The sequence below is a fragment of the Paenibacillus sp. TAF43_2 genome, assembly GCF_052113545.1.
Classification (GTDB): domain Bacteria; phylum Bacillota; class Bacilli; order Paenibacillales; family Paenibacillaceae; genus Pristimantibacillus.
Genome location: NZ_JBFRDK010000098.1, coordinates 1 through 23,772 on the forward strand (window position 1 = coordinate 1; position 23,772 = coordinate 23,772).

Consider the following 23,772-nt stretch of genomic DNA (forward strand, 5'->3'; position numbering starts at 1 on the left):
AGCACGTATATGTTCTTACACCGGACAAACTGAGGTTACTTTGCAGCTGTAAGCGCAAATAGGTTCTTACAGCCGTRGTTCGCACGTTCGCCGACGCCGAAATGAAGCTGTAAGCACGTATACGTTCTTAAACTGGACAAACTGAGGTTACTTTGCAGCTGTAAGCGCAAATAGGTTCTTACAGCAGTGATTCGCACGTTCGCCGACGCCGAAAAGAAGCTTTAAGCACGCATACGTTCTTACACCGGACAAACTGAGGTTACTTTGCAGCTGTAAGCGCAAATAGGTTCTTACAGCAGAGGTTCGCACGTTATCCAACGCCGAAATGAAGCTGTAAGCACGTATACGCTCTTACACTGGACAAACTGAGGTTACTTTGCAGCTGTAAGCGCAAATAGTTTCCTAAAGCAGTGATTCGCACGTTCGCCGACGCCGAAAAGAAGCTATAAGCACGTATATGTTCTTACACCGGACAAACTGAGGTTACTTTGCAGCTGTAAGCGCAAATAGTTTCCTAAAGCAGTGATTCGCACGTTCGCCGACGCCGAAATGAAGCTGTAAGCACGTATACGTTCTTACACCGGACACACTGAGGTTACTTTGCAGCTGTAAGCGCAAATAGGTTCTTACAGCCGTGGTTCGCACGTTCGCCGACGCCGAAAAGAAGCTGTAAGCACGCATACGTTCTTACAGCGGACAAACTGAGGTTACTTTGTGGCTGTAAGCACACATAGGTTCTTACAGCAATGTTTCGCACGTTCACCTACGCCGAAATGAAGCTGTAAGCACGCATACGTTCTTACATCGGACAAACTAAGGTTACTTTGTGGCTGTAAGTGCAAATAGGTTCTTACAGCAGTGTTTCGCACGTTCGCCGACGCCGAAATGAAGCTGTAAGCACGTATATGTTCTTACAGTGGACAAACTGAGGTTACTTTGAAGCTGTAAGCGCAAATAGTTTCCTAAAGCAGTGATTCGCACGTTCGCCGACGCCGAAAAGAAGCTATAAGCACGTATATGTTCTTACACCGGACAAACTGAGGTTACTTTGCAGCTGTAAGCGCAAATAGGTTCTTACAGCCGTGGTTCGCACGTTCGCCGACGCCGAAATGAAGCTGTAAGCACGTATACGTTCTTACACCGGACACACTAAGGTTACTTTGTGGCTGTAAGCGCAAATAGGTTCCTAAAGCAGTGATTCGCACGTTCGCTGACGCCGAAAAGAAGCTGTAAGCACGTATACGTTCTTACACCGGACAAACTGAGGTTACTTTGTGGCTGTAAGCGCAAATAGGTTCCTATAGCAGTGATTTGCACGTTCGCCAACGCCGAAAAGAAGCTGTAAGCACGCATTGATGCTAACAATTCACAAATATAATTCATATGCAATAGCCCTTTCGAGTCATGTTTTTACCCTCCCTATCGAGGGAGAATAGTAGATAGAAAAAAAGTAATATAACCTATGGAAGCCGAGGCGAATGATGTGGAAGAGGATTTGGCTAAGAAAAAATCATTTTGGTTGTTTGTGGCTTGGGCTGCAGCAGTTTTGGCGACGGCGGGAAGCTTGTATTTGAGTGAGGTTATGCATTTTGCGCCATGCAGCTTATGCTGGTTCCAGCGAATATTCATGTATCCATTGGCACTAATACTAGGCATAGCCTACTCTAAGGGAGATGAAGGCATCGTATCGTACGCACTGCCTTTAGTTGTAATTGGTGGAGGCTTCTCGCTTTATCATACGGTGCTGCAAAAGCTGCCTCATGATTCTCCGCTTGCCGCATGCGGCCCCGTTTCTTGTCAGGGAGACTATTTGAACTGGTTTGGATTTATTACCATTCCAATGCTGGCTCTCGTGGCGTTTTTGATCATTTTGACGGCGCTGCTTCGCTTGAAGAAGCTTAATAAACAGTCATAATTTCATGATAAAGGCAGCTGAGCAGCTCAAAAAATTGAGTGGCACAGCTGCCTTTATTGCCATTGGTTATAAAGCTAAACGCATATCGTCGCATGATCATTTCTCTAACGGACTGTATTATGCTCATTATGATGAAAACTACTTTTCTTTCATTTTAACGAACCGTATTAACACTATAGGTTGATTTATAGGGTGTCATGAGTCAATTTTTTCAAAATAAAGATTCTGGAGTTCGTTACAATTTTAATCCATAACAAATGGTTTAATTAAGACCTACTAGGTTCGTTAGCTATATGGATGATAAGGGGAGGACATCGTTCTGCCTAAGCTCCATTAAAAAAAGAAGGAGCTGTTCCAAGCGTAGATCAATCTACGCTTAGTACAGCTCCGTTTACACCTCAGCTTAAAGTTGTTTCAAAAACTCAACAATCGTCAGAAGTCCCTTATCAAAGTTCTCAAGGTTGAAATGCTCATTAGGAGCATGCAGATTTTCGTCTGGAAGCCCGAAGCCCATCATGACGACAGGAGCGCCCAATACACGGGAGAATGTCTCGACAATTGGAATCGAGCCGCCATCCTTTGTGAAGAGCGCGCGAGTGCCATATACTTTTTCGTAAGCATCGGCTGCCTTTTGGAGCATTGGATTGGATGGGTCCATGTCGAAGGCACGAGCTTTTTCGCCGCGTTTTATAATTAGCTTGGCACCGGACTGAACATGCGATTCCAGATGAGTTACAATACGCTCTAATATTTGAGCCGGGTCCTGATCGCCAACTAGACGACAAGTGATTTTGGCGTGAGCTTCTTTTGGAATGACCGTTTTCGAACCTTCGCCTTGAAACCCGCCATAAACGCCGTTCAGTTCAAGAGTTGGCCTTGCGCCTGTACGCTCAACAAAGGAATATCCTTCTTCCCCGTACAGGGCGTCAAGATCGAGATTTTTTCGTAATTCTTCTTCATTATGATTTTGCTTTAGGAACTCTTTACGCATAGCAGCTGAAAGCTCTGGCACACCTTCATAGAAACCTTCGATTGAAACTCTGCCTTGATCATCATGCAACGAGCTCAGCAAGGAAATCATGGCGTGAAGAGCGTTCGGAACGCCGCCGCCGAATGAACCCGAATGCAGATCGGTATTGGCAGTAAGTATCGTTACTTCAAGGGAGCACAGTCCGCGCAGCCCAGTAGAAATAGCTGGTTTTCCTTTTTCAAGAAGCGATGTATCTGAGATGACAATGACGTCAGCCTTCAGCTTATCCGCATTCGTTTCCATAAAGGTCGGCAGATTAGGGCTTGAAATTTCCTCCTCGCCTTCAATACAAAACTTAACGTTGACTGGAAGCGCATTTTCTTGGTTTAGAAGCGCCTCAACCGCCTTTACATGCAGGAAAAGCTGGCCTTTATCATCGGTTGCACCACGAGCATATAATTTGCCATCGCGGACGGTTGGCTCAAAAGGAGGAGTCTCCCAAAGGTTAAGCGGATCTACAGGCTGCACATCATAATGGCCATAGATAAGTACTGTCGGTTTGCCTGGTGCATGGATATGCTCGGCGTACACGATGGGATGCCCAGCGGTAGGATGGATCTCCACATTCTCAAGACCAGCCTTCTCTAATTTGGCTGCAACCCATTTGGCTGCTTCGTTCATGTCATTTTTATGAGTGGATAAAGCTGAAATACTTGGGATCGTCAAAAACTGCTTCAGCTCATCCAAATGTTGTTCTCTTAGGTTCTGAAAATAGGATTCATAGCTCATTGGATAGTTGCTCCTTACGTTTGGTATAGACTAAGTATACGTCTACAAGCGAATAAGTAAAACAGCTGCAAAATTTAATTCGTGTATTGCGGGCAGCAGGCTGCAAAAATAGTGGAAAGCAATCTGTTATCCGCGCTTGCACGGATTAATTGGACGAGTGAAAAAGCAGGGTAACTAGGGTAGGATGAGAAGATCAATCTTATTCACAAAAGCAAGACGAAACGACAATCATAATTTAATATTTGCTGATATAAAGGTTAAGCCACGTTTTCGAAACGTGGCTTTCTTTTTCTTTCAATGGGTTGCTGTCGATATTTGACAAATGAAAGACGATTTTGTCACTACATGGTAATATTAGGCTTAAGAACGATAAGGAGGTAACTATTCATAATATAGCAACTTATATTTTTATGAGATTTCGGACTTGTTAAGGGGTGAGTGGTATGTATATACTGCGCAAAATTACAGAGAAAAAGAAAAATAAAATCAGTCTGGCTACGCTTTTAATCGGTTTAGTATCGATTTCAGTTCTACTTACGTTATCGATATTGCTTTTTGTATCTTATGAATACAAGAAACAATCATTATATGAAACAACGCTAACTCTAAATCTTTCAACCGCTTCTAAAATGAGTCAAACGATGGATTCTCTCTTTATATCGATGCGCAGCAGCCTCAAAAATGCTGCTGCTTTTTATTCAGTGGTTAATGCGGCAGATGCGGACTATCTTGATCTCATCCGTAAAAGCAGCAACTATTTTAACTCGATTATGATCGTAGATGAATCAGGTGTAATTAGGAATATTTCTCCTTCTTCAATACGGGCTCCAGGGGAGAAAATTGTTACGGATGCAGCAATTGAGGCATTTAAAGGTAAAAAACCATATATATCAAAACCATTCATGAGCCCATCTACGAAACAGCTTATCGTATTTATCAGTGAGCCTTTATATGACGAAAAAGGAATCTATCGCGGTTTTATTGGCGGGAGTATCTATTTGCAAAAAGATAATGTCCTAAACATGATTTTTGGAAATTACGGTCTTAATGAAAGCGGATCGAGCTTATATGTTGTAGGCTCTGATGGAAGTCTTCTTTACGATCCTAATATCATTCAAATTGGCAAAAATATTAGCTCCTATCCGATTGTTCAGCAGCTCATGCAAGGAAAAAGCGGGTATACACTTACGAAAACAGATGGGATTTCTTTATTGGCTGGGTATTCCTATGTGCCGGAAAATAAATGGGGAATTGTAGTATATTCCGAAATGAGTACGATTAAAGCACAACTTAATATCCAAATCCGTCAGATTTTGCTTTATTCGCTTTTACCATTTATTCTATTAATGCTCGCTACGATTTGGTTYGCTCACCGACTAGCAAGGCCATTTGTTATGCTTGCCAATATCGTGGGCAACATGGGGAACAAGGAACAAAAGCTCCTTACGATGGATCAGCACTGGAATCGCGAAGCGGATGTGCTAACCAAAACGGTAGTGCTTGCTTTGAATGGCATACAATTGAAAACAGATCAGCTAACCCAGGCGGCAATGACGGATGCATTAACGGGCTTAAGCAACCGAAGAAGCTTAGAAAAAACGATGAAGCAATGGATAGAGGAGCAAAAAAACTATTCCATCATCGTACTGGATATTGATCGATTCAAGCTGGTTAATGATACGTACGGACATCAAGAAGGGGACAGAGTACTTCAGCATTTGTCGAAAATCGTCATGGCTACGATAAGGCCAGGAGACTTATGCAGCCGCTATGGAGGCGAGGAGTTTGTTGTTCTGCTGCCCTATACTAATGTGCAGGATGCTTATGAGGTTGCTGAACGCATTCGGGAATCGATGGAAAACAGTGAGAATCACTTAAAGCATAGAATTACCATTTCACTCGGAATTGCTCATTTTCCATCACAGACAAGAAACGCGGATGAGCTGTTTGTACTGGCAGATCAAGCCTTATATAAGGCTAAAAATTCGGGAAGAAACCGGACGCTGATAGCAGAAGTGAAAAATGAGTATTTGTATTCATTTAATAGAAATAATTAGTTTAAGATAATTCGCCATAAATGAGAGTAAATAAGAGGTGAAGATATGATGTCAATAGGCCTTGCAGGATGGGGCGATCATGACCAGCTGTATGTTCCAGTTAGCAAAGCAGGCAGCAAGCTGCGGCAATATGCAAAACATTTTCCGGTAGTAGAGGTAGACAGCACCTTTTATGCCATACAATCTAAAGAGCGATTCAGCAAATGGCTGGCAGATACGCCGGAATCCCTTCACTTCGTCGTTAAAGCTTATCAAGGGATGACCGGACATCAGCGCGGTCCTACCGTGCCGGCTTCGGAGACAAATGAAATGTTCGGTGCATTCCGGCAAATGCTGGAGCCCGTAATGGAGACAGGCCGATTGACGGCAGCCTTGTTCCAGTATCCGCCGTGGTTTGATTGTACAGCAGCCAATGTGCGAATTCTGCGGGAGACGAAAGCAAGAATGAATGGCATTCCTTGCGCGCTGGAATTCCGTCATCAAAGCTGGTTTACACAGGAGTACTGTGAGAAAACGCTGGATTTCATGAGGCAGGAGCAGTGGATGCACAGTGTTTGTGATGAGCCGCAGGCAGGAATAGGCTCCATACCGATCGTTCTCACAGCAACCGATGCACAATCAACTATTGTCAGGTTCCATGGACGCAATGTGTCTGGCTGGAATCAAGCTAGTGCGCCGAATTGGCGCGAAGTTCGGTATTTATATCGCTATAGCGAGGAAGAGCTGCAAGATTGGGCGAATAAGCTGCGGCTGCTGGAGCAGCAGAGCGAGCATATCTACGTCATTTTTAATAACAATTCCGGAGGGGACGCAGCAGACAATGCGAAGCGGATGATGGAGATACTGGGACTGACTCGCCCGAACGGCGAAAGTCCGAATGAGCCGCCGCCCCCGATTATCGAGCAGTTGGATTTATTTTAGATTGACGAATATAATTCAGTTAATACAAAATAATCCAATTAATGTAATAGGAGGCTTGATATGAACCAGAGATGGAGCGTGAAGAAAGCAGTTGTGAGTTTCAGCTTGTTCATTCTTATCGCATTGGTTTTATCCGTAATTATTTGGTATCGAATAACGGACCCGTTAGTAAATAACGGACTTCAACGAATCAATAATCATGATGGAAAGGTAGAAGAGTATGTCGTTGAGCTCAGCAATGAAGGGTTTCAGAAAATAGACATTAAGCAGGTCAGAGTGAATGGTGAAGATCGCTCGGATGACGTTCAACTGGGCATCTCTTATGATTCTACTCATATGGTGCAGGTCCTTCCGAATTCAGATCCGGCTACTCAGTTTATGGAACTATCGGCCTCTTCTATTTATCCAGCGCTTTCTCGGAGTGAGATTCAAGCAGCACTAGAGAAAAAAGAACATACTCCAATGCAATACGGTCTCCGAATTCGCTATGAACATCAACCCATACAGAATGTAACGATCACGTACAAATATTTAGGTTTTACGAAAACGAAAAGTATAACCAAATGGTTTGATTCCGATTCTCTACAATAAGTGAGTACAATTTCATTTTCCACTTTAATAAAAATTGAGTACGCTGAGTAGGCGGGGGGACTGTTTATGAGAACGATCAATGTGTATCACTATGACGCATTCAGCAATATTCGAAACATGGGAAACCCTGCGGGAGTTGTATTTAATGGTGATGATCTTTCCGAAGAGCAGATGCTGACCATTGCAGAAAAAGTAGGCTTCAATGAGACGGCATTTCCGCTGAAATCGGATAAGGCTGATCTTCGAATTCGTTATTTTACGCCAGGCCATGAAATAAATCTTTGTGGTCATGCAACGATGGCAACCATTTATGCGCTGCAAACAAAAGGGCTGCTGGATCATCCTTCAGCATTCACGATTGAAACAAAAGCTGGAGTATTGCCGATAAAAATTGATTTTGATGCAAATGGTGAACCTCTTATTACGATGCGGCAAGCCTCTCCTCAATTTCAGCCATTCGATGGTTCTTTATTGGAGCTGGCTCATTCTATGGGCATCGATGAAAGTGAGATCGAGACGGAGCTCCCCACTTTGTATGGAAGTACCGGTGCGTGGACCTTATTAATTCCTATAAAAAGCCTAAGTACTTTCAGTAAAATGAAGCCAAACAATTCGTTGTTTCCACATATTTTAAAAGAAATGCCAAGGGCGTCCATCCATCCGTTTTGTTTAGAAACATACGATGTGAATGCACAGATGCATGCCCGTCATTTCTCATCGCCATTTTCAGGAACGATTGAAGATCCCGTAACAGGTACGGCTTCTGGTGTAATGGGAGCATACTATGCGAAGTACATAGATAACAACTCGGAAAAATCAATTCATCTTGTCGTTGAACAAGGGCAAGAGATTGGCCGCAATGGCAGAGTTGGTGTATCGGTAACGAGGAATAATGATCAGCTCGATATCGAGATTACTGGCAACGCTATTTATGTTAATGAATTTGAGGTAAAACTACCTAAAGCAGCAGTGATAGATTGAGGGTGCATTTAATAGATGTATAAACATATAATATTTGATTTTGACGGCACACTAGTAGATTCAACGTCGGAAATAATGATGGTTTATAACGAATTGGCAGTAAAATATAATTTTAAAAAAGTAAATCATGAAGAATACAARTTATTAAACCATTTATCATTAAAAGAACGGTTTAAAGCTTTAAACGTTCCGATGTATAAGTTCCTTTTGATTAGAAAAATAGGAAAGGAATTTAAGGAGCGCTATAAACAGCATCTTAACTCGATATTATTTATTGATCAGATGAGAGAAGTGGTAAATGCTCTTCAAAATAAAGGTTATAAAATCGCAATCATTACATCGAACTCTGCAGCGAATGTCTCTGATTTTTTACATACTCAAAATTTCAAGCGTATCCATGAAGTTCGATCGTCAAATGGACTATTCGGAAAACATCAAACGCTAAAAAAATATTTAAAAGATAATCATTTAAATCGTGAAGATGTAATTTATATTGGTGATGAAACAAGAGATATTATTGCATGCAAGAAATGCGAAATCGATGTCATTGCAGTGTCTTGGGGATTGGATACAAAAGAATCATTGCTGGGAGAGGATCCAAATTATTTAGTCGATCAACCGCATGAAATTAGGGGGATCTTAATAAAATAGAAAGAAAAATTATTGAATATTTTAAACAAGATAAGGAAATTCAAGTATGAGAATCGTCCAATCCAACGGGCATTAAACTAGGGGGAGATGAGAATCTCCTCTGATTTGCATGCTTACTTCCATGTATATCCATAGGTTACTTTTAGGTTACTAAGTAAAAAGAAATTGCGTACTTCATATTTATATATCGATGTACTATTATTAGACTTGCAAGGCTTAAGCAGATGAATAAACAAATGATTCCGATATTTGTGGAAGCGTTATCATAATATTAACCAACCAAGCTATACCATTTAAAATTACGATAAAACTGACGAGGTGAACGAAATGAAAGTTGTTGTGACAGGAGCTGCGGGCAATGGAGGTCAAGCCGTATGCAAAGCATTGGCCCAAGCTGGTTATACCGTTCGGATGGCAGACGTTATGCCCCCTCAGTCTGATGATTTGAAGCTGCTTGAGTTTGTTAGATGTGACATTAGGACGCCAGGCGATGTACAGCGTGCGGTGGAGGGCATGGATGCCGTTGTTCACCTAGCAGCATGGCACTGTGCACACAATCCGCCAGTTAGTGATGAAACTATTTTTTCTGTTAATGTCGATGGTACTTTTTATCTATTAGAAGCATGCAAGCAAGCTGGTATAAAAGCGATTGTCTATGCCTCCTCGATGGCCTTCGGATGGGGCTCGGTTTATGGAGTAAGCAAAGTCATCGGGGAAGACCTCTGCAAGGCTTATCATGAAATGACAGGCGCATCGATTGCAATGCTGCGTTATCATGAATTTATTCCTCGGCCATATTTAGAGTTTGGGGAACGATTGCTTCGCAATGGGGTAGATAGACKGGATGTGGCGGCAGCTACAGTGGCATCGGTCAAAGCAGCTTTGGAAAAGAAGATTGGGCTATTTTGCACGATTGTACATACCAATCATCATATGCCGCAGGAGGTTGTTCAAAACTTCAGCGAGCTTGGCGCAGAATGGTGTGAGACACAAGTGCCGGGTGCGAGCCGCCTGTTGAAGAAGTATGAGTTGACGCTGCCAAAACAAGTTGAGCAGCATGATCTATCGGAGGCAGAGAAGATGCTTGGATGGAAACCGGCATACGGTTTTCTTGAATTTTTGAGAGAGTTAAAGAGCAGAGATGAAAAAGGGATCGACGTTGCTAATCTATGGGTTCCTTCGGAAATTCCAGCGTTAAATGAATAGGTTGAATAGTGAAAAGCAGCGCTGTCTGAGGATAGCGCTTGAATAAGCCAATGCCATATTTAGGCGTAAAAGAGGTGGTCCCTGCAAGCGCGGGGCCATCTTTTTTTATGATTTTTTTAATTTCATGACAATTTCATTTATTTGGCGTATTATAATGAGCGTGCTTAACCATAGCGAAAAAAAGGAGTTGAGTTCTGTAATGGATAGTCGAAGTAGCGCCGAACCTGAGCCAAGCTTGTTGCAAGGGGAAGTCATGAACAAACCAATCTTCAGAAGATTGATTACTGAACTGAAGGTCAACTCTTTTGTATGGCAGGGGTATTTCTGGCTTCCTCATTAATCTGAGGAGGTTGTAACTATGTTGAATATTTATATTACTGACGAACAAGGAATACTGAAAGAAACCGATGAGATTACTTCTGGATGCTGGGTCAATCTTGTAGCRCCAACGGAGCAAGAAATGAATCTAGCAGCTGCTAAAGCACAAATTCCTTTGGATTTTATAAAGGACCCATTAGATGAAGAAGAACGATCAAGGATTGAAAATGATAATAGCAATGTGCTTATCGTTGTAAATCTGCCATTGGTTTCGACGGATGACAAGGGTATTCCCATGTATGATACGATTCCACTAGGGATGATTATAGCGGACGATTGTTTTATTACAGTGTGTCTAAAAGACAACCCGATTTTCCACGTTTTTGCACAAAATAAAATAAAGCAATTTTACACGTACAAAAAAACTAGGTTTTCATTTCAAATTTTATATTTGATAGCGACTTCATATTTGAAGTACCTTAAGCAAATTATTAAAATGACAGACGAAATAGAGAAAAAATTGCATCAGTCGATGAAAAATAAAGAACTTTTTTCCTTATTGAATATGGAGAAAAGCTTGGTCTATTTTACAACCTCGTTAAAGTCCAACAACATCGTCATGCAGAAAATGCTGAAAAGCAAATACATGAAAATGTATGAGGATGACCAAGAATTGCTAGAGGATGTCATTGTAGAAAACCAACAGGCTATTGAAATGTCTGAAACGCACACGACGATATTAAGCGGTATGATGGATGCTTTCGCTTCGGTCATCTCCAACAATCTGAATATTGTTATGAAGTTTTTGACATCGATTACGATTATTTTATCGCTGCCTACGATGGTCGCAAGCTTCTATGGGATGAACGTTAAAATTCCGTTTCAGGATTACCCTCATGCCTTTTTTATCGCGATGACTATTTCCGTTATTTTATCGAGTGTCACTGCCGTTATCTTCTGGAAGAAGAGGTTCTTCTAAACTATAGCTGCTTAAAATGAAGTAGAGGCTGTTCTAAACGTAGATTTATTTACGTTTAGAACAGCCTCTTTTGGAATTAAATGAGCTTATTTAATGAACTGGAAGCAGCGAATCAATGAATTCACTAATCTGCTGGTGATATTCATCCCAGAGATAGTCTTTATTCTCAATGATTAGTTTTGGGATGTCCCACGCATTAACAATCGCACGGACAAAGGACTGACTCCGTGACCACACCTCTGCAGCTTGTTTGAAATCCTCATCTGTATGCAGGGAGACAGGACCCCATTCATTTCCTCTTACGCTGCAAATAAAACGCCATTGTTTCTCAACATCCGCTTGATAATAGTAAATAAGGCTAGGTGCCAGTGGTGCCAGTATCTGCTGTAGGGAAGAAGAGAAAGCGAGAAGCTTCTGTTTATCCATGCCCATGAGATGAGCGACACTAATGGTGTCTTGAAGAAACACACTTTCAATAATAATGACTTCATGGGCACTGTTTAGCTCAGCTTGAACAAAGTCAAGATAACGAGTGGTGAGAAGCTGAATAAACTGATCTGCTTCTGCTTCATTTGTGAAAGAACTGAACTCCGGTCCTTGTAAGAGCAGGGGATGCATTGCTTCCTCTTCTAAAAAACACCGTGCTGCTACTTGCTTTGAATTTAGTTTATCTAAAATGGATTTAGCTGTTGTCGTTTTTCCAGAGCCAGGAATACCGTCAATAATAATTAATCTTTTTTGTTTGCTCATGTACAGATCCTCCCTAAATTTAAAATGAATATGGACGGATCATTCTTGGTTTCAGACAGCAAAAATTGAAATTTGCGTTCATTTTCACTTGTTATACCTCCAAACATTTGGATTCTAACATTAAATTCGCTTCGTTTTATTCAATTCCCTTTTTTTAGGTGAGGCTCATTTCACTAGGAATGTTAATTCAACCTTGCTTTGAGTGTATGAGACCAAAGCTTGCTTAAAGGAAAACCTCCCGTTAATTCGATAAATAAATGGATTCTTGCCCCATTAGCAGGAAATTCTCCTGCTATATTCGTCAAATAGGCCCATTTGATGAGGATATGCTGAAAATAGCAGGAGTTTTTCCATCTAGTTGCTTTGAGAGCAAATAATCGTTTTAATTAGCGGGAGTATTTCCTGTTAAACGGCATAGCAGCTGCTAAGTTACCTCAGATAGGAACGCCAATTAAACAAAGGAGCAGCCATCTCGGCTGCTCCTTTGTTTTGCGAATCATTTGTTTGAACTTCCACTCAACATTAATACTTCAGCTTCAATAAATTGCGTTCCGCAATGAAGGTCGTTGTATTAAACAGCAGCAGCACATCTTCAATCCCGTTGGCTTCCATATAGTCGCTAATGTTGCCGTTATAGTAGCGAATGTCGATCACATGGATATCCTCGACATGCTGCGTCAGGAAAGGAAGGAAGCTGTGTGCATATGAATCTTTAATGACAAGCAGCTTCTTCTTATCGATTTGCTTCGGAGGAAGCTCGCTGTGAAGCGTCATTAAAGCGTGCACGCCGCCAAGAAAATACGAGTATTTATCCTTCTTTTCCAAATAGCTCGAATCATACATGGTCGTAAAGGTTTTGTCCGTATCAGCCACGTACATGTCTGTTTTAATTCCGTTTTTAGCTTTGTAGGCTTCAATGGAATCAGGTGTTAAACCGCTGAACTGACCGCGAGTATGATAGCTGCCTAGWAAAGAGTTGGTAACGGTCTCGATGTCGAAATCCTTCTCGGCCATTGGCGTCCAACCCATCTTCTCCGCGTAAGTAACATAGGCTAGATAGGCGCCATAAGTCGTCCAGTGGTGGTCTGTTTTGTAATAAAGAGGTCTGCTGCTGCCGGCTTCAAGCTTCAGAAATTCGAATCCGTCGATAAATGACAAGCTCCCTTTTACCTGATCGGCAATAAAGCTGTTTACCTTCGTTTGCGGGTAAGCATCAGCCAGCCATGGCAGCCGTTCCGGATACAGGCCAATGGAGGTCGGAGCAAGCATAAAGGTGATGTTGGCGTTAGGATGGTTTTGTACAAACTTGTTCACCGCAGCAGTGTATTCTTCTATATCTTTATCTTTCGGTTCATTAAATTTCTCGAACAAATAGCCGTCAGAGCCTTTGTAGATGCCGTTATTTTCCTGCTGCAGGCGAAGCTGCTCAAATACAGACTTCGTCCATACCCAGTTGGTTCGGAAAGGAAAATGATCGGTTACGTAGTTTTCCGTATCATCGGCAAACTTCTTAGACCAAAGATTATCCCAAGTCAGCTCAGGTGACTTCTGGAGCGTGCGATTCTCAACGTCCGAGAATGCTTGTACGGGCAGTAAAAAAAATAATAACGACATAGCAAATAGGACACCGACGAAGCCCCACACAAAAACGTGGTCCGTCTTCTTGCTCAAAACCGCCAGCCTCCTTTTACATTAGAAACGGAAGTAAAGAAATGGGTTAAACGTCGCATCAACCAAGTAAGCAACGGATATAAAGAACAACAAAGCATGCCAGCCAAGCTGTAAAACGGGTCGCGCACTTCTGTCTTCCTTGAGCTTGCGCTTAGGCAAGGATGCGAGCACTAATAATACGAGTAAAATCGCATTTGTGTACAATAAATATAAAGTTTCATTATTCCATAATGGCTGGTCATTGGCGCCAAACATCGCAGCAAAGTAAGTACCCATATTACCTAAATCGTCAAAGGCAAAGAATACCCAACCGATTAAAATAAGCAGCAGCGCATACATATGCCTAACCCAAGCTGGCATTCGCTGCAGCAGCTTTAGACCGAACCATTTCTCGAACACAAGAACAACGCCGAAGTATAAGCCCCAAAGTAAAAAGTTCCAGCTGGCTCCATGCCAGAAGCCGGTCAGCAGCCATACGATCATAATGTTGCGAAGCTGTATCCACTGACCTTTGCGGTTGCCGCCAAGCGGTATGTACACATAGTCGCGGAACCAGGTGCTGAGCGATATATGCCAGCGGCGCCAAAAATCAGTAATGCTTTGTGCCGTATAAGGACGATTGAAGTTTTCGTTAAAACGGAAACCAAACATCATGCCAAGCCCAATGGCCATATCGGAATAACCGCTGAAATCAAAATAAATTTGAAAAGCAAAGGCGATAATGCCGAGCCAAGCGGTCAAGGCAGGCATCGTATCTGCTCCTGTGCTTGATATCGTATTCCATAACAATCCAATATTGTTGGCAAGCAGTACTTTTTTGGCTAAACCGATAATAAATCGTCTAACGCCCTCGGCGAACAGCTCGATGTTCACTGTGCGATGACGCAATTGCTCCGCAATTGTAGAGTATTGAACAATTGGTCCTGCGACCAGTTGAGGGAATAAAGCGACAAACGTGCCGAAATCAAYCCAGTTGCGTTGTGCCTTTGCTGTACCTCTATAAACATCAATAATGTAGGACATCGATTGAAAAGTATAAAAGGAGATACCGATTGGCAACGCCAGTTCAGTTAATGGTATTTGTGTACCTAATAGTGCATTCACATTGTTAATGAGAAAATCAGCGTATTTAAAGTAACCAAGCAAGGTTAAGTTTACGACGACAGAGGCGACGACAATCCATTTCCGCTGCAGACTGCTCCGCTTCGGGTTGCTAAGAGCAAGTCCGAAGCTGTAGTCAGTAACCGTCGAGAGCAGCATAATTGCGATGTACACGGGCTCGCCCCATGCGTAGAATACGAGGCTTGTGGCGAACAAAACAAAGTTTTTAATTCGCCACGGAGACACGAAATACAGCAGCAATACAGCAGGCAGAAATAGAAATAGAAAAAGTAGACTGCTGAATACCATATTGCTTATTTTTTAGCGAAGAAGGAATCGAATTCAGTTACAAATTTATCCGCTTGTTCAGAAATGACGAAAAAGACGTGATTGCCTTTCGCTACAAGCTTGTAGTTTTTGGCGTTTTCGTACTGATCCGGCAAATAAGTTTCAAACGATTTTTGAACATCTGCAGCACGTTTCTTGATTCCGTCCTCAACAGCAGCAATATCTTTAGCATCCTTCACTTTGAAAACTGCTATTTCATTTGTTTTAACATTCATTAACGGTGACATAATTGTATATTCTTCCAGAATAGATGGATCGAAGTAATACATTTGTTTCACCATGTCGCCTGTCATTTCTGCTAACGCGGGTTGTTCAATTTTGGCCAACATGCCGTCAACCATCTCTTTTGTCGTTTTTGTTGTTACGAATTGCTCTTCTTTGTTGCCTGATGTATTGGAATTAGCTCCTGAATTTGAGTTCGAACCTGAGCATGCCGTCAGCACCAAACCTAATGCAATGACAAGCATAAATGCGAAATATCTTTTTTTCATCGTAATCAATCTCCTCGGTGTCATTTTTGTTATCAAGTTTAAAAACGGAAAATATTAAGTTTATGTTGCAGGTTTAATTATTATGGTAAAAAATAACGTTAATAATTCATAAGATTATGATTATTTATTTTACGAGAAAAATGAGTAATTACGCGGAGTTTTTGCCATAGAGGAGAGGCTTGACCATGAAGCAGCAATTCTTTGCGATATATCGATGGTCAAGCTCTCACAATAAAACGAGGTCGATAGAGTGGACTCAAAAATAGAAATTCGATTTAAAATGAAAGCTGGATGAACGCTTGCTTGGTACAAAAAGCAATTACGAAGTCTTCGAATTCGAATAAACGCGATCCTCGGAATTGCCGAGTACGAGCTCACATTGGCCTGCAGCTGAAAGCTTGTCCAAATAGGCTGCCACTGCAATGTAGATGCCAGGTTTTCCAGTAGACATTCGTATATCTTGTACAAGCTTCTGTTCAATTAAGAAGTTAGAGATCGCTAATGTGCTGATACGTCCATACTTGAGAGCATCATCAACGACGCGTTGAGCCGGCTGCGACAAATAAAAGGGACTTGAAGTTTTGGCATTCGAGCTGCTTAGCTCAGATTCTCGCATTGCGGCAGCGCCTAATTTTTTGCCAGCCTCCTCGAATGCAAACGCATCTTGGTTCACCGGAGGCTCATCGAACACAAACGCGCCTTGGCTCTCCTCAATCTCATCAAAGACGAAGGCGCCTTGACTGTTTTCGATTTCATCAAATACAAATGCACCTTGGCCATCATTGGAATTGTCAAAGCTGAGTACGCCTTGCGTTACTTCGTTATCTCCAAAATCGAAGGAGCCTTGCGAATGGTTTGGTGGGTCAACAGGCTGATTGCTGTTTTCCATGATGTCCTTGTCAGAACGGTAGTCGCTATGCAGGTTCGKGGTCTCCGGTATTTGCTGTTCATCGTCTTCTGAAGACGATTGATCATAGAAGGTTAAAGCGGCTGCTATTCGCTTCTTCCTGCTCGCTAGGTCCAGTTCATGCAGTCTTCTGCGGATACGGGACAGCTGTCTCTCCAGCAGCGGAAGATTGGCATCGATATGTGCTTGAATGTCGGCAGGTACTTCAAGCTCAGATGGCAGCGGCAAAAAAAGATGCTGATCGAGCTGCCAGCCATCTCTATATTTGCATAACATTTCATTCATCTCGCCATCGAGGATGTCGAAGCCTTTCATAATATCCGATATCGCTTTCGCATCAATTCCGGTATGCAGCTGTAAATGCTCGATACCGAAGTAGCGAATCGTATTGGTAGGGAGATGAAGCACCTGATGCTGGTAGCGCAAGGAACGGCCGCATTCACATTTTGTATGAGGAGACACTTCACCGCTATCGGTGAACCCGATATAGTCCCATTCTTCAATAAACGATTCAATATCCTCGAATTCAGCGTCCTCGGGAATGAACTGGCATTTTTTTCGGGCAAGCTGTCGTGCGAACAACGTTCTTCTGCCTCTAACGAGCTCATGGTGCAAAAAATGACGTTGCTCCTCCGTGAGCGTTCCCATTATGTTATCGCGCTGCTCCAGCGACATCTCGTATTTCATAACACACCTCTATTCCGTCTAAAAAGGGAGTGAAGTCCCCCTTTATTGCATACTTTATTTAATCACATTATAGATGGGGGAGCACAAGAAGTCATTAGCGATGCCAAACAATACAACTCATTACCCGTTTTTTCATAATGTTCAATCCGCATCCTTAAGATTTGTTGCTTAAAAAACGAATTCGTCCTATCAGGATTTGAAAGTGTATAATATAAAGAAGCTGAGGTTGTATAGAATTTATTTCATAATAAAGGCAGGTCCTCATACTTATGTCCAGCAAAAAAGAGAAAATTGAAGCACCTAAAATATCAAGCGAATTGCAATCTTTAGACGTTCCTGATTACGAATGGGCGGATGAGATCGAGATTAGCGACAGCATCATTCAAGACAGCGGTGTTCATAATCAATCGGCTTATAAGCCTTGTTTTGATCGCGTAGTGTTTACTAACGTATCGTTTCGGGCGACAAGCCTGCGAAAAGCGGAATTTACCGATGTTCGTTTTGACAACTGCGATTTATCAAATATCGATCTAAGTGAAGCGGTATTTCATAGGGTCACATTCCTTAATTGCAAGCTGCTTGGCATGGATTTGACAGGCTCAATGCTGCGCAACGTAAGGTTCGAGCAATGTGTGGCGGATTATGCCGTACTGCGCTTCACCAATGCCAAAAGCGTTAAATTCGACAAAAGCTCGTTAGCCAAAGCGGACATGTCCAATATGACATTAGCTAATTTCTATCTGCATGAAACAAATATCGATCAGGCGCAGCTTTCACAGACGAAGCTTGGCGGCGTCGATATTAGCAGCTGTGAATTTAACAGCTTAGGCGCTTCGCTAGAGGATTTGCGGCGCTGCATTATCTCGCCTGCACAGGCGATTACAATGGCGACGATTTTTGGGCTTGTTGTGAATGATGGAACATAATGGCGAGCAGCATACCAACGCCAAAATGGTAACAAAGAAGACCACTGCGTACGAGCAGTGGTCTTCTTTTTGCGTGGAAATGATTTACTTATATATCGTGACGTGATACAATCGCATCATGATATATCGAGATGCGATATAGCATAGGGTGATATACACTTTCGGTAGTTCCACACAAAAGGAGCCGAGTCACAATGGAGAAATTACTTCGCAATTATTTGCCCATGTCGGAAACGGCTTTTTATATTTTGCTGTCGCTTATAGAGACTCGTCATGGTTACGGGATCATGCAGCATGTAGATGAACTGACGAACAACAGAATTCATTTAGGCGCCGGGACTTTGTATGGAAGCCTGTCGCGAATGGAAAAAGACAACTTAATTGAAGTTGTGCTTGAAGAGGATAGGCGTAAATTTTATCGCATCACGGATGACGGTAAAACCTTGCTCAAACTAGAGATGAACCGGATCGGAGAGCTGTATCATAATAGTTTAAAAGTGGAGGGGAAACTTCATGATTAACGAGAAACGGTTGACGAAATGGTGGGTAAGCTGGGATTCGGAAAAAATAGAGAGATGGCTTGAGCAAGAGGAAGCGGAAGGATGGCATCTGAGGAAAGTAAGCGGCAATGTCGTTCGTTTCCATTTCCAGAAGGGTGAGACTAGAAAGCTAAGATATTGCCTCGACTATCAGATGAACAAGGACCCAAACTATGTGCAGCTGTTTAAAGAAGCAGGCTGGGAGCTCGTATATTCCGGCGCAGGCTGGTATATTTGGCGAATGCCCTACAGTGAGGTGAGGCCTGAAATCTACTCCGATCTGGACTCTCTAATTGATCGCAACAAAAGAATTTTGTCCTTGCTTTCAGTCGTATTATTCGCACAGTTTCCCATTATACTGATTAACATTTTTCCGTTACAAATGTTCAATCCATRGTCATTGATCATTTTAGGCTTGTATATGATTGTTGTTGGGTTGTTTGTTTATGGTATTATTCGTATCGTTTCCAATAATCGAATGCTTATCAAGAGACGAGATTTGCATAAATAGCACAGAAGTAGAGGCTGCCCGCGGCAGTCTTTTTTCTTTTTTCACATGTGTGCACATCGTTTTGAGCAGGTGAAAAAATCAAACCTGAGTGAACATAACCGCTTCATTTTCGGGAGAATTAGGCGGTCTAATGGAAGTTCATTGCTGTCTAAATTGTTCAGTTGAAGAGACGGTACACCTAGGCTAACATTCATGGAGACGTTCTAAGCAGCATGATCTGCAAACGCATACATAAAGAGCGGATACCCAAACTAAAGGAGGAATTCAATTGTTGAAAAGAAAGAAATGGCTGTCTTTGGCGCTATGCTTCTCTCTATTAGCAAGTTTTCTAACCTCGCTTGCCCCTGTAAACGCAGCAAGTGAAGGGCTAGAGGAAGCTTTAGCTGTCACCGACGATTTTACAGAGCAGGAGCTGAAGGATAACGATTATATTTTATATTTCGTTAATGCAGGTGATTCAACCCCGAAGACGGTTGAAGGGAACGACAAGCTGGGCTTGTATAGCTCGGTTACGGAGCAGGTATATGGAATGGATCCCCTAACCTCTAAATCATGGGGCTTGGTGACGACAACGAGCGGCACAAACGTTTGGGATGCAACGACCAAATCCGGATCGTTAAGATAYTATAACGGTACGCAGGTTAGAGATAAGGCACTGGCTTATGACTTTGAGCTGCCAGCTGGCGAATATGACGTGACCTTTGGCTTCAATAATCCGTGGAGCGGAAGAAGCGTGAACTTGCTGCTGGAAGGGAATAACGTTTCAGGCGGTGATTTTGCAATTGGCGGTGAAGGGGCTGAGAAATCGGTTACTTATCGCAAAATCAGCGTTACCGATGGGATGTTAAACGTAAGGATACAAGGGCCGGCAACAGCTGCGCTCTCAAACTATAACGATCCACTCGTTAATTATCTCATCATTAGACAGAACAGAACGGTTCCACTTTCTGATTTAGATGACAAGATTTCAGCAGCAAAAGCTGAAGCAGCAAACACGAAATATACGCCATTCAGTCTCGCAGTACTGAACGAGGTCATTCAAGAGAGTGATTCCATTCTGCAATCGCTAGTGGGCAGCGGCGCGGATATTACGGATCTCGCAATCCAGGAGCAGATTATTTCGGCTATCGCAGCATTATCAAAGGCGATATCAGAGCTGGCGGTTAAAGAGACATACAATTCTTTTAAACCCGGTGCGGTTTGGAGAGATACAAACGGTGCGCTCATTCAAGCGCACGGCGCTGGCATGATGTTTGATGAGAATACACAAACCTATTACTGGTACGGCGAGGATAAAACCTATGGTTATTTGCCTGCCAGAGGGGTAAGGGTTTACGCGTCCAAGGATTTGTACAACTGGGAGGATCATGGACTCGCCCTGACAGCGATCGGTTCCATAGATGACTTTGAGAATGATCCGCTTATTTCAGAGCTATATGCTGGTCGGACAGATCAAGCCGATATTTTGAACGACATCGGTACGGATCGCATCATTGAACGTCCTAAAGTCATTTATAACGATCACACAAAAAAATATGTGATGTGGATGCACACGGATGGCCCAAGTGCGACATCGACAGCCAACTATGCGAAAGCAGAAGCCGGCTATGCGCTTAGCGACTCACCGCTCGGACCTTTTGTCTATCAGGAGAGCCATCGCATGGATCAAGCGCCTAAGGGAGCAACTGATAACGGCCAGCCAAACCAGCCAGGCATGGCTCGGGATATGACGTTATTCAAGGATGACGACGGCACCGGTTATTTGATTTATTCGAGTGAAGAAAATTTAACGATGTACATCTCCAAGCTCAATGATTCGTATACAGATGTTGTTGGTTGGCATAAAGACGGCAACGTAGAGCGAGATACGGAGTACAAGGGAGTGCATGGCGAGGACTATGTGCGCGTATTCCCGCTAGCTCAGCGCGAGGCGCCGGCACTATTTAAGTATCAAGGGAAATATTACATGATTTCATCCGGTGCGACGGGCTGGGCTCCGAACGTGGGCAAATATACGGTTGCCGACAGCATGATGGGACCGTGGAAAACGATGCGCGATGTTGCGCCTGGAAGCTCAACGACCTTTGGCTCGCAGAGCACTCAAGTGATTACAGTAGACGCGGCTGCGGGTAAATTCATCTATATGGGTGACCGCTGGAATCAAAACGATCTTGCAAATTCCCGCTATATTTGGCTGCCGATTGAATTTGGTCAAAATGATGAAATTGCCCTTCAATGGCATGATGAGTGGTCGCTTGATTTGCTCGACAGCATGGGAAAGGTGACATTGAATACTCCGCTTCCTGCAAGTACAACAATTGGCAAAGCGCCAGTACTTCCGACGACTGTACAAGTGACTTTATCGGATGGAACGGTGAAGGATACGCCGATGAGCTGGAGCATAAATGAAGCGTCATTCAAAATTCCGGGGACGGTGCGCGTCAGCGGCAAGCTGACAGAGCTCTCCAATAAAGTAATCGAACATCAGATGTATGTCATTCCAGAGGGCAGCACTTATTTTGTTCATGCAGGCGGTGCGGAAACGTCAGATTATAAAGACATTACTCAATTGATTGGCGAAGATCATTTGTTAAACGGAAACGTTATCGATCAGAAATACGATCCGGCGAACAATCAAACTTGGGGTTATATCGGAGACAATACGCTGACATCCGGTACGAGCAGCGGCAATATTTTTGATGGATTGCGTTATTTGAAAAGCAATGCCGGCAATRATCTCTCGTACCGCTTCGACATCGATAATGGAAGCTACGATGTTTATGTAGGCTTGTACGACCCGTGGTCCCAGTATTCAAACGGCAAACGGATAGCTGATATTTTGCTGAACGGTACCGTAAAAACAAGCGGGTATGTTTTCTCCTCAGCAAAAGATGTGCTTAGCTATGGCAATGTAGCCGTTGATAACGGAAAGCTGGAACTGACAGTGCATCGAGCGGCGAACGCAGGCGCAACAAGCTCTGATCCGCAAATTAGCTGGATTATGATAACGGATAGCAAAGGCGATGTTGTTGAGTCTCCAAAAGAGCTGATTGTCCATTATGATATGAGCAAGCTGGAAGGCACTTCGGTCATTGACCAGACTGGCAAATACAATGGCAAATGGGTTAATCCTGCAAACGCGGAGTGGATTAAGACGGATGCAGCAGGAGCCATCAGCTTTGCTGGCGGCAATACAAGCTCTTATATTGAAATGCCGCAGGGTATTTTGGATGGGCTGACGGATGTTACGGTATCTGCTCTTGTCAATTGGAAAGGCAAGAACAGTGCAGAATGGCTGTTTGCGCTTGGACAAGGCGATACACATTATTTGTATATGACGCCAAAATATAATGCAGACAGCACGGCGCGATTCGGTATCGCAACGAATGGCTGGCGCAATGAAGTGGCGACGAAAGCGCCGCTGCTCCAATCAGATGATTGGAAGCTCGTTACGGCAGTAATGTCGGGTACAGACAACAAGCTGTCGCTGTATGTAGACGGCCAGCTAGTCTCGACTGGTAATGCTGGCGGCTTTACTCTCGATCAAATTAACAATAAAAACGGCATCAGCGGTTTTATTGGAAAATCCTTTTATGCGGGAGACGCTTATTTTGGCGGTATGATCGCAGACTTCCAAATCTATAATGGCGCACTTCTTGCCTCTGAAGTGAGCGAGCTTAATGTGGCGGCAAATGAGAAGCTGGCAAGCATGGAGGTGCTGCTGCTTCAACATGCGGCCGATCAATTAGACGACCTGAGCTTCCTTGGGGAGAATAGCAGCAAGGATGCAGTGCTGACGGATCTTGAGCTGCCAACGACTGGATTGCATGGAGCAACCATTGCATGGCAATCAGATAATGAGCCAATCATTAGTAATAGCGGAACTGTTGCACGGCCTGTTTATGAAAATGGAGATCAGATTGTAACACTGACCGCTGTTCTATCAGATGGAAAATCGACTGTAACAAGAACGTTCACGTTTATTGTGTTGAAGCAGCCGGATACGGCTGTTCATGTAACAGGAATTACGGTGAACAAGGATGCGGTTACGTTAAAGGAAGAAGAGCAGCTGCAATTKACTGCAGAAGTTGCACCGCTGAATGCGGATAATAAAGCCGTGTTATGGTCCAGCGATGCAGCAGCCATTGCATCGGTCGATACAAACGGCATTGTTACAGCTCTAAAAGAAGGAACAGCTACCCTTACGGTTGTGACGGTAGACGGCGGATTTACAGCTAAGGTTGCCGTAACGGTGGAGAAAAAGAAGGACACTGGCGTAGAGCCTAGCCCAACTCCAGATCCAACACCGAGCCCTAGCCCGGACCCTACACCAAGTCCGAGTCCTGATCCAACGCCTAGTCCGACGCCAAACCCTGGAACGAACCCAACACCAAGTCCGGTTCCAACACCGAGCCCAGATCCAGAGCCGCATTTCAAGGATACAGCAGGGCACTGGGCAGCAA

Annotated in this window: 19 protein-coding genes; 13 read left to right on the plus strand and 6 right to left on the minus strand. The window is 43.3% G+C overall.

Annotated features, from left to right (window positions below; translation table 11 throughout):
* Positions 1-1,462 precede the first annotated feature (1,462 nt).
* Positions 1,463-1,915, plus strand: coding sequence for a disulfide oxidoreductase (locus tag AB4Z17_RS20075; protein ID WP_430063411.1), 453 nt, complete (start codon positions 1,463-1,465; stop codon positions 1,913-1,915).
* 403 nt (positions 1,916-2,318) lie between these two features.
* Here AB4Z17_RS20075 and AB4Z17_RS20080 read toward each other — a convergent pair whose 3' ends face one another.
* Positions 2,319-3,674 carry a dipeptidase gene (locus tag AB4Z17_RS20080; RefSeq protein WP_441961631.1) on the minus strand — a complete coding sequence of 452 codons (1,356 nt, stop codon included), beginning with the start codon at positions 3,672-3,674 and terminating at the stop codon, positions 2,319-2,321.
* A 443-nt stretch (positions 3,675-4,117) separates the two neighbouring features.
* Here AB4Z17_RS20080 and AB4Z17_RS20085 point away from each other — a divergent pair, with 443 nt between their 5' ends.
* The 8 genes from AB4Z17_RS20085 to AB4Z17_RS20120 all read left to right on the plus strand — a co-directional run bounded on the left by AB4Z17_RS20085 (position 4,118) and on the right by AB4Z17_RS20120 (position 11,378).
* Complete coding sequence (locus AB4Z17_RS20085; protein WP_441961633.1) at positions 4,118-5,731, plus strand: sensor domain-containing diguanylate cyclase; 1,614 nt, start codon at positions 4,118-4,120, stop codon at positions 5,729-5,731.
* 45 nt (positions 5,732-5,776) lie between these two features.
* Complete coding sequence (locus AB4Z17_RS20090) at positions 5,777-6,652, plus strand: DUF72 domain-containing protein (RefSeq protein ID WP_441961635.1); 876 nt, start codon at positions 5,777-5,779, stop codon at positions 6,650-6,652.
* 60 nt (positions 6,653-6,712) lie between these two features.
* Positions 6,713-7,243, plus strand: coding sequence for a hypothetical protein (locus AB4Z17_RS20095; protein WP_441961637.1), 531 nt, complete (start codon positions 6,713-6,715; stop codon positions 7,241-7,243).
* A gap of 66 nt (positions 7,244-7,309) precedes the next feature.
* Complete coding sequence (locus AB4Z17_RS20100) at positions 7,310-8,224, plus strand: PhzF family phenazine biosynthesis isomerase (protein ID WP_441911969.1); 915 nt, start codon at positions 7,310-7,312, stop codon at positions 8,222-8,224.
* Positions 8,225-8,239: 15 nt separating this feature from the next.
* Positions 8,240-8,875 (plus strand): HAD-IA family hydrolase, encoded by a 636-nt coding sequence (locus tag AB4Z17_RS20105; protein WP_441911968.1) that lies wholly within the window; start codon positions 8,240-8,242, stop codon positions 8,873-8,875.
* 327 nt (positions 8,876-9,202) lie between these two features.
* Positions 9,203-10,081, plus strand: coding sequence for an NAD-dependent epimerase/dehydratase family protein (locus AB4Z17_RS20110; RefSeq protein ID WP_441961654.1), 879 nt, complete (start codon positions 9,203-9,205; stop codon positions 10,079-10,081).
* A gap of 199 nt (positions 10,082-10,280) precedes the next feature.
* Positions 10,281-10,421 (plus strand): hypothetical protein, encoded by a 141-nt coding sequence (locus AB4Z17_RS20115; protein ID WP_441961638.1) that lies wholly within the window; start codon positions 10,281-10,283, stop codon positions 10,419-10,421.
* A gap of 18 nt (positions 10,422-10,439) precedes the next feature.
* Positions 10,440-11,378, plus strand: coding sequence for a magnesium transporter CorA family protein (locus AB4Z17_RS20120; protein ID WP_441961640.1), 939 nt, complete (start codon positions 10,440-10,442; stop codon positions 11,376-11,378).
* A gap of 90 nt (positions 11,379-11,468) precedes the next feature.
* Here AB4Z17_RS20120 and AB4Z17_RS20125 read toward each other — a convergent pair whose 3' ends face one another.
* The 5 genes from AB4Z17_RS20125 to AB4Z17_RS20145 form a co-directional block, all read right to left on the minus strand.
* Positions 11,469-12,128 (minus strand): hypothetical protein, encoded by a 660-nt coding sequence (locus AB4Z17_RS20125; protein ID WP_441961642.1) that lies wholly within the window; start codon positions 12,126-12,128, stop codon positions 11,469-11,471.
* Between the two features lie 522 nt (positions 12,129-12,650).
* Entirely contained in the window at positions 12,651-13,799 is a 1,149-nt protein-coding gene (locus AB4Z17_RS20130) for a DHHW family protein (protein ID WP_441961644.1), read from the minus strand.
* A gap of 21 nt (positions 13,800-13,820) precedes the next feature.
* Positions 13,821-15,209 (minus strand): MBOAT family O-acyltransferase, encoded by a 1,389-nt coding sequence (locus AB4Z17_RS20135; RefSeq protein WP_441961646.1) that lies wholly within the window; start codon positions 15,207-15,209, stop codon positions 13,821-13,823.
* A 5-nt stretch (positions 15,210-15,214) separates the two neighbouring features.
* Positions 15,215-15,739 carry a DUF4358 domain-containing protein gene (locus AB4Z17_RS20140; protein WP_076267328.1) on the minus strand — a complete coding sequence of 175 codons (525 nt, stop codon included), beginning with the start codon at positions 15,737-15,739 and terminating at the stop codon, positions 15,215-15,217.
* A 319-nt stretch (positions 15,740-16,058) separates the two neighbouring features.
* Positions 16,059-17,333 carry a hypothetical protein gene (locus AB4Z17_RS20145; protein WP_441961648.1) on the minus strand — a complete coding sequence of 425 codons (1,275 nt, stop codon included), beginning with the start codon at positions 17,331-17,333 and terminating at the stop codon, positions 16,059-16,061.
* A gap of 269 nt (positions 17,334-17,602) precedes the next feature.
* Here AB4Z17_RS20145 and AB4Z17_RS20150 point away from each other — a divergent pair, with 269 nt between their 5' ends.
* The 4 genes from AB4Z17_RS20150 to AB4Z17_RS20165 all read left to right on the plus strand — a co-directional run.
* Complete coding sequence (locus tag AB4Z17_RS20150) at positions 17,603-18,259, plus strand: pentapeptide repeat-containing protein (protein ID WP_441961650.1); 657 nt, start codon at positions 17,603-17,605, stop codon at positions 18,257-18,259.
* Positions 18,260-18,453: 194 nt separating this feature from the next.
* Positions 18,454-18,780, plus strand: coding sequence for a PadR family transcriptional regulator (locus tag AB4Z17_RS20155; RefSeq protein ID WP_441911953.1), 327 nt, complete (start codon positions 18,454-18,456; stop codon positions 18,778-18,780).
* Positions 18,773-19,309 carry a DUF2812 domain-containing protein gene (locus tag AB4Z17_RS20160; protein ID WP_441961651.1) on the plus strand — a complete coding sequence of 179 codons (537 nt, stop codon included), beginning with the start codon at positions 18,773-18,775 and terminating at the stop codon, positions 19,307-19,309. Before AB4Z17_RS20155 ends, AB4Z17_RS20160 begins: the two co-directional genes overlap by 8 nt.
* Before the next feature lie 268 nt (positions 19,310-19,577).
* A partial coding sequence (locus AB4Z17_RS20165; protein ID WP_441961653.1) for an immunoglobulin-like domain-containing protein occupies positions 19,578-23,772 on the plus strand: 4,195 nt, incomplete at its 3' end.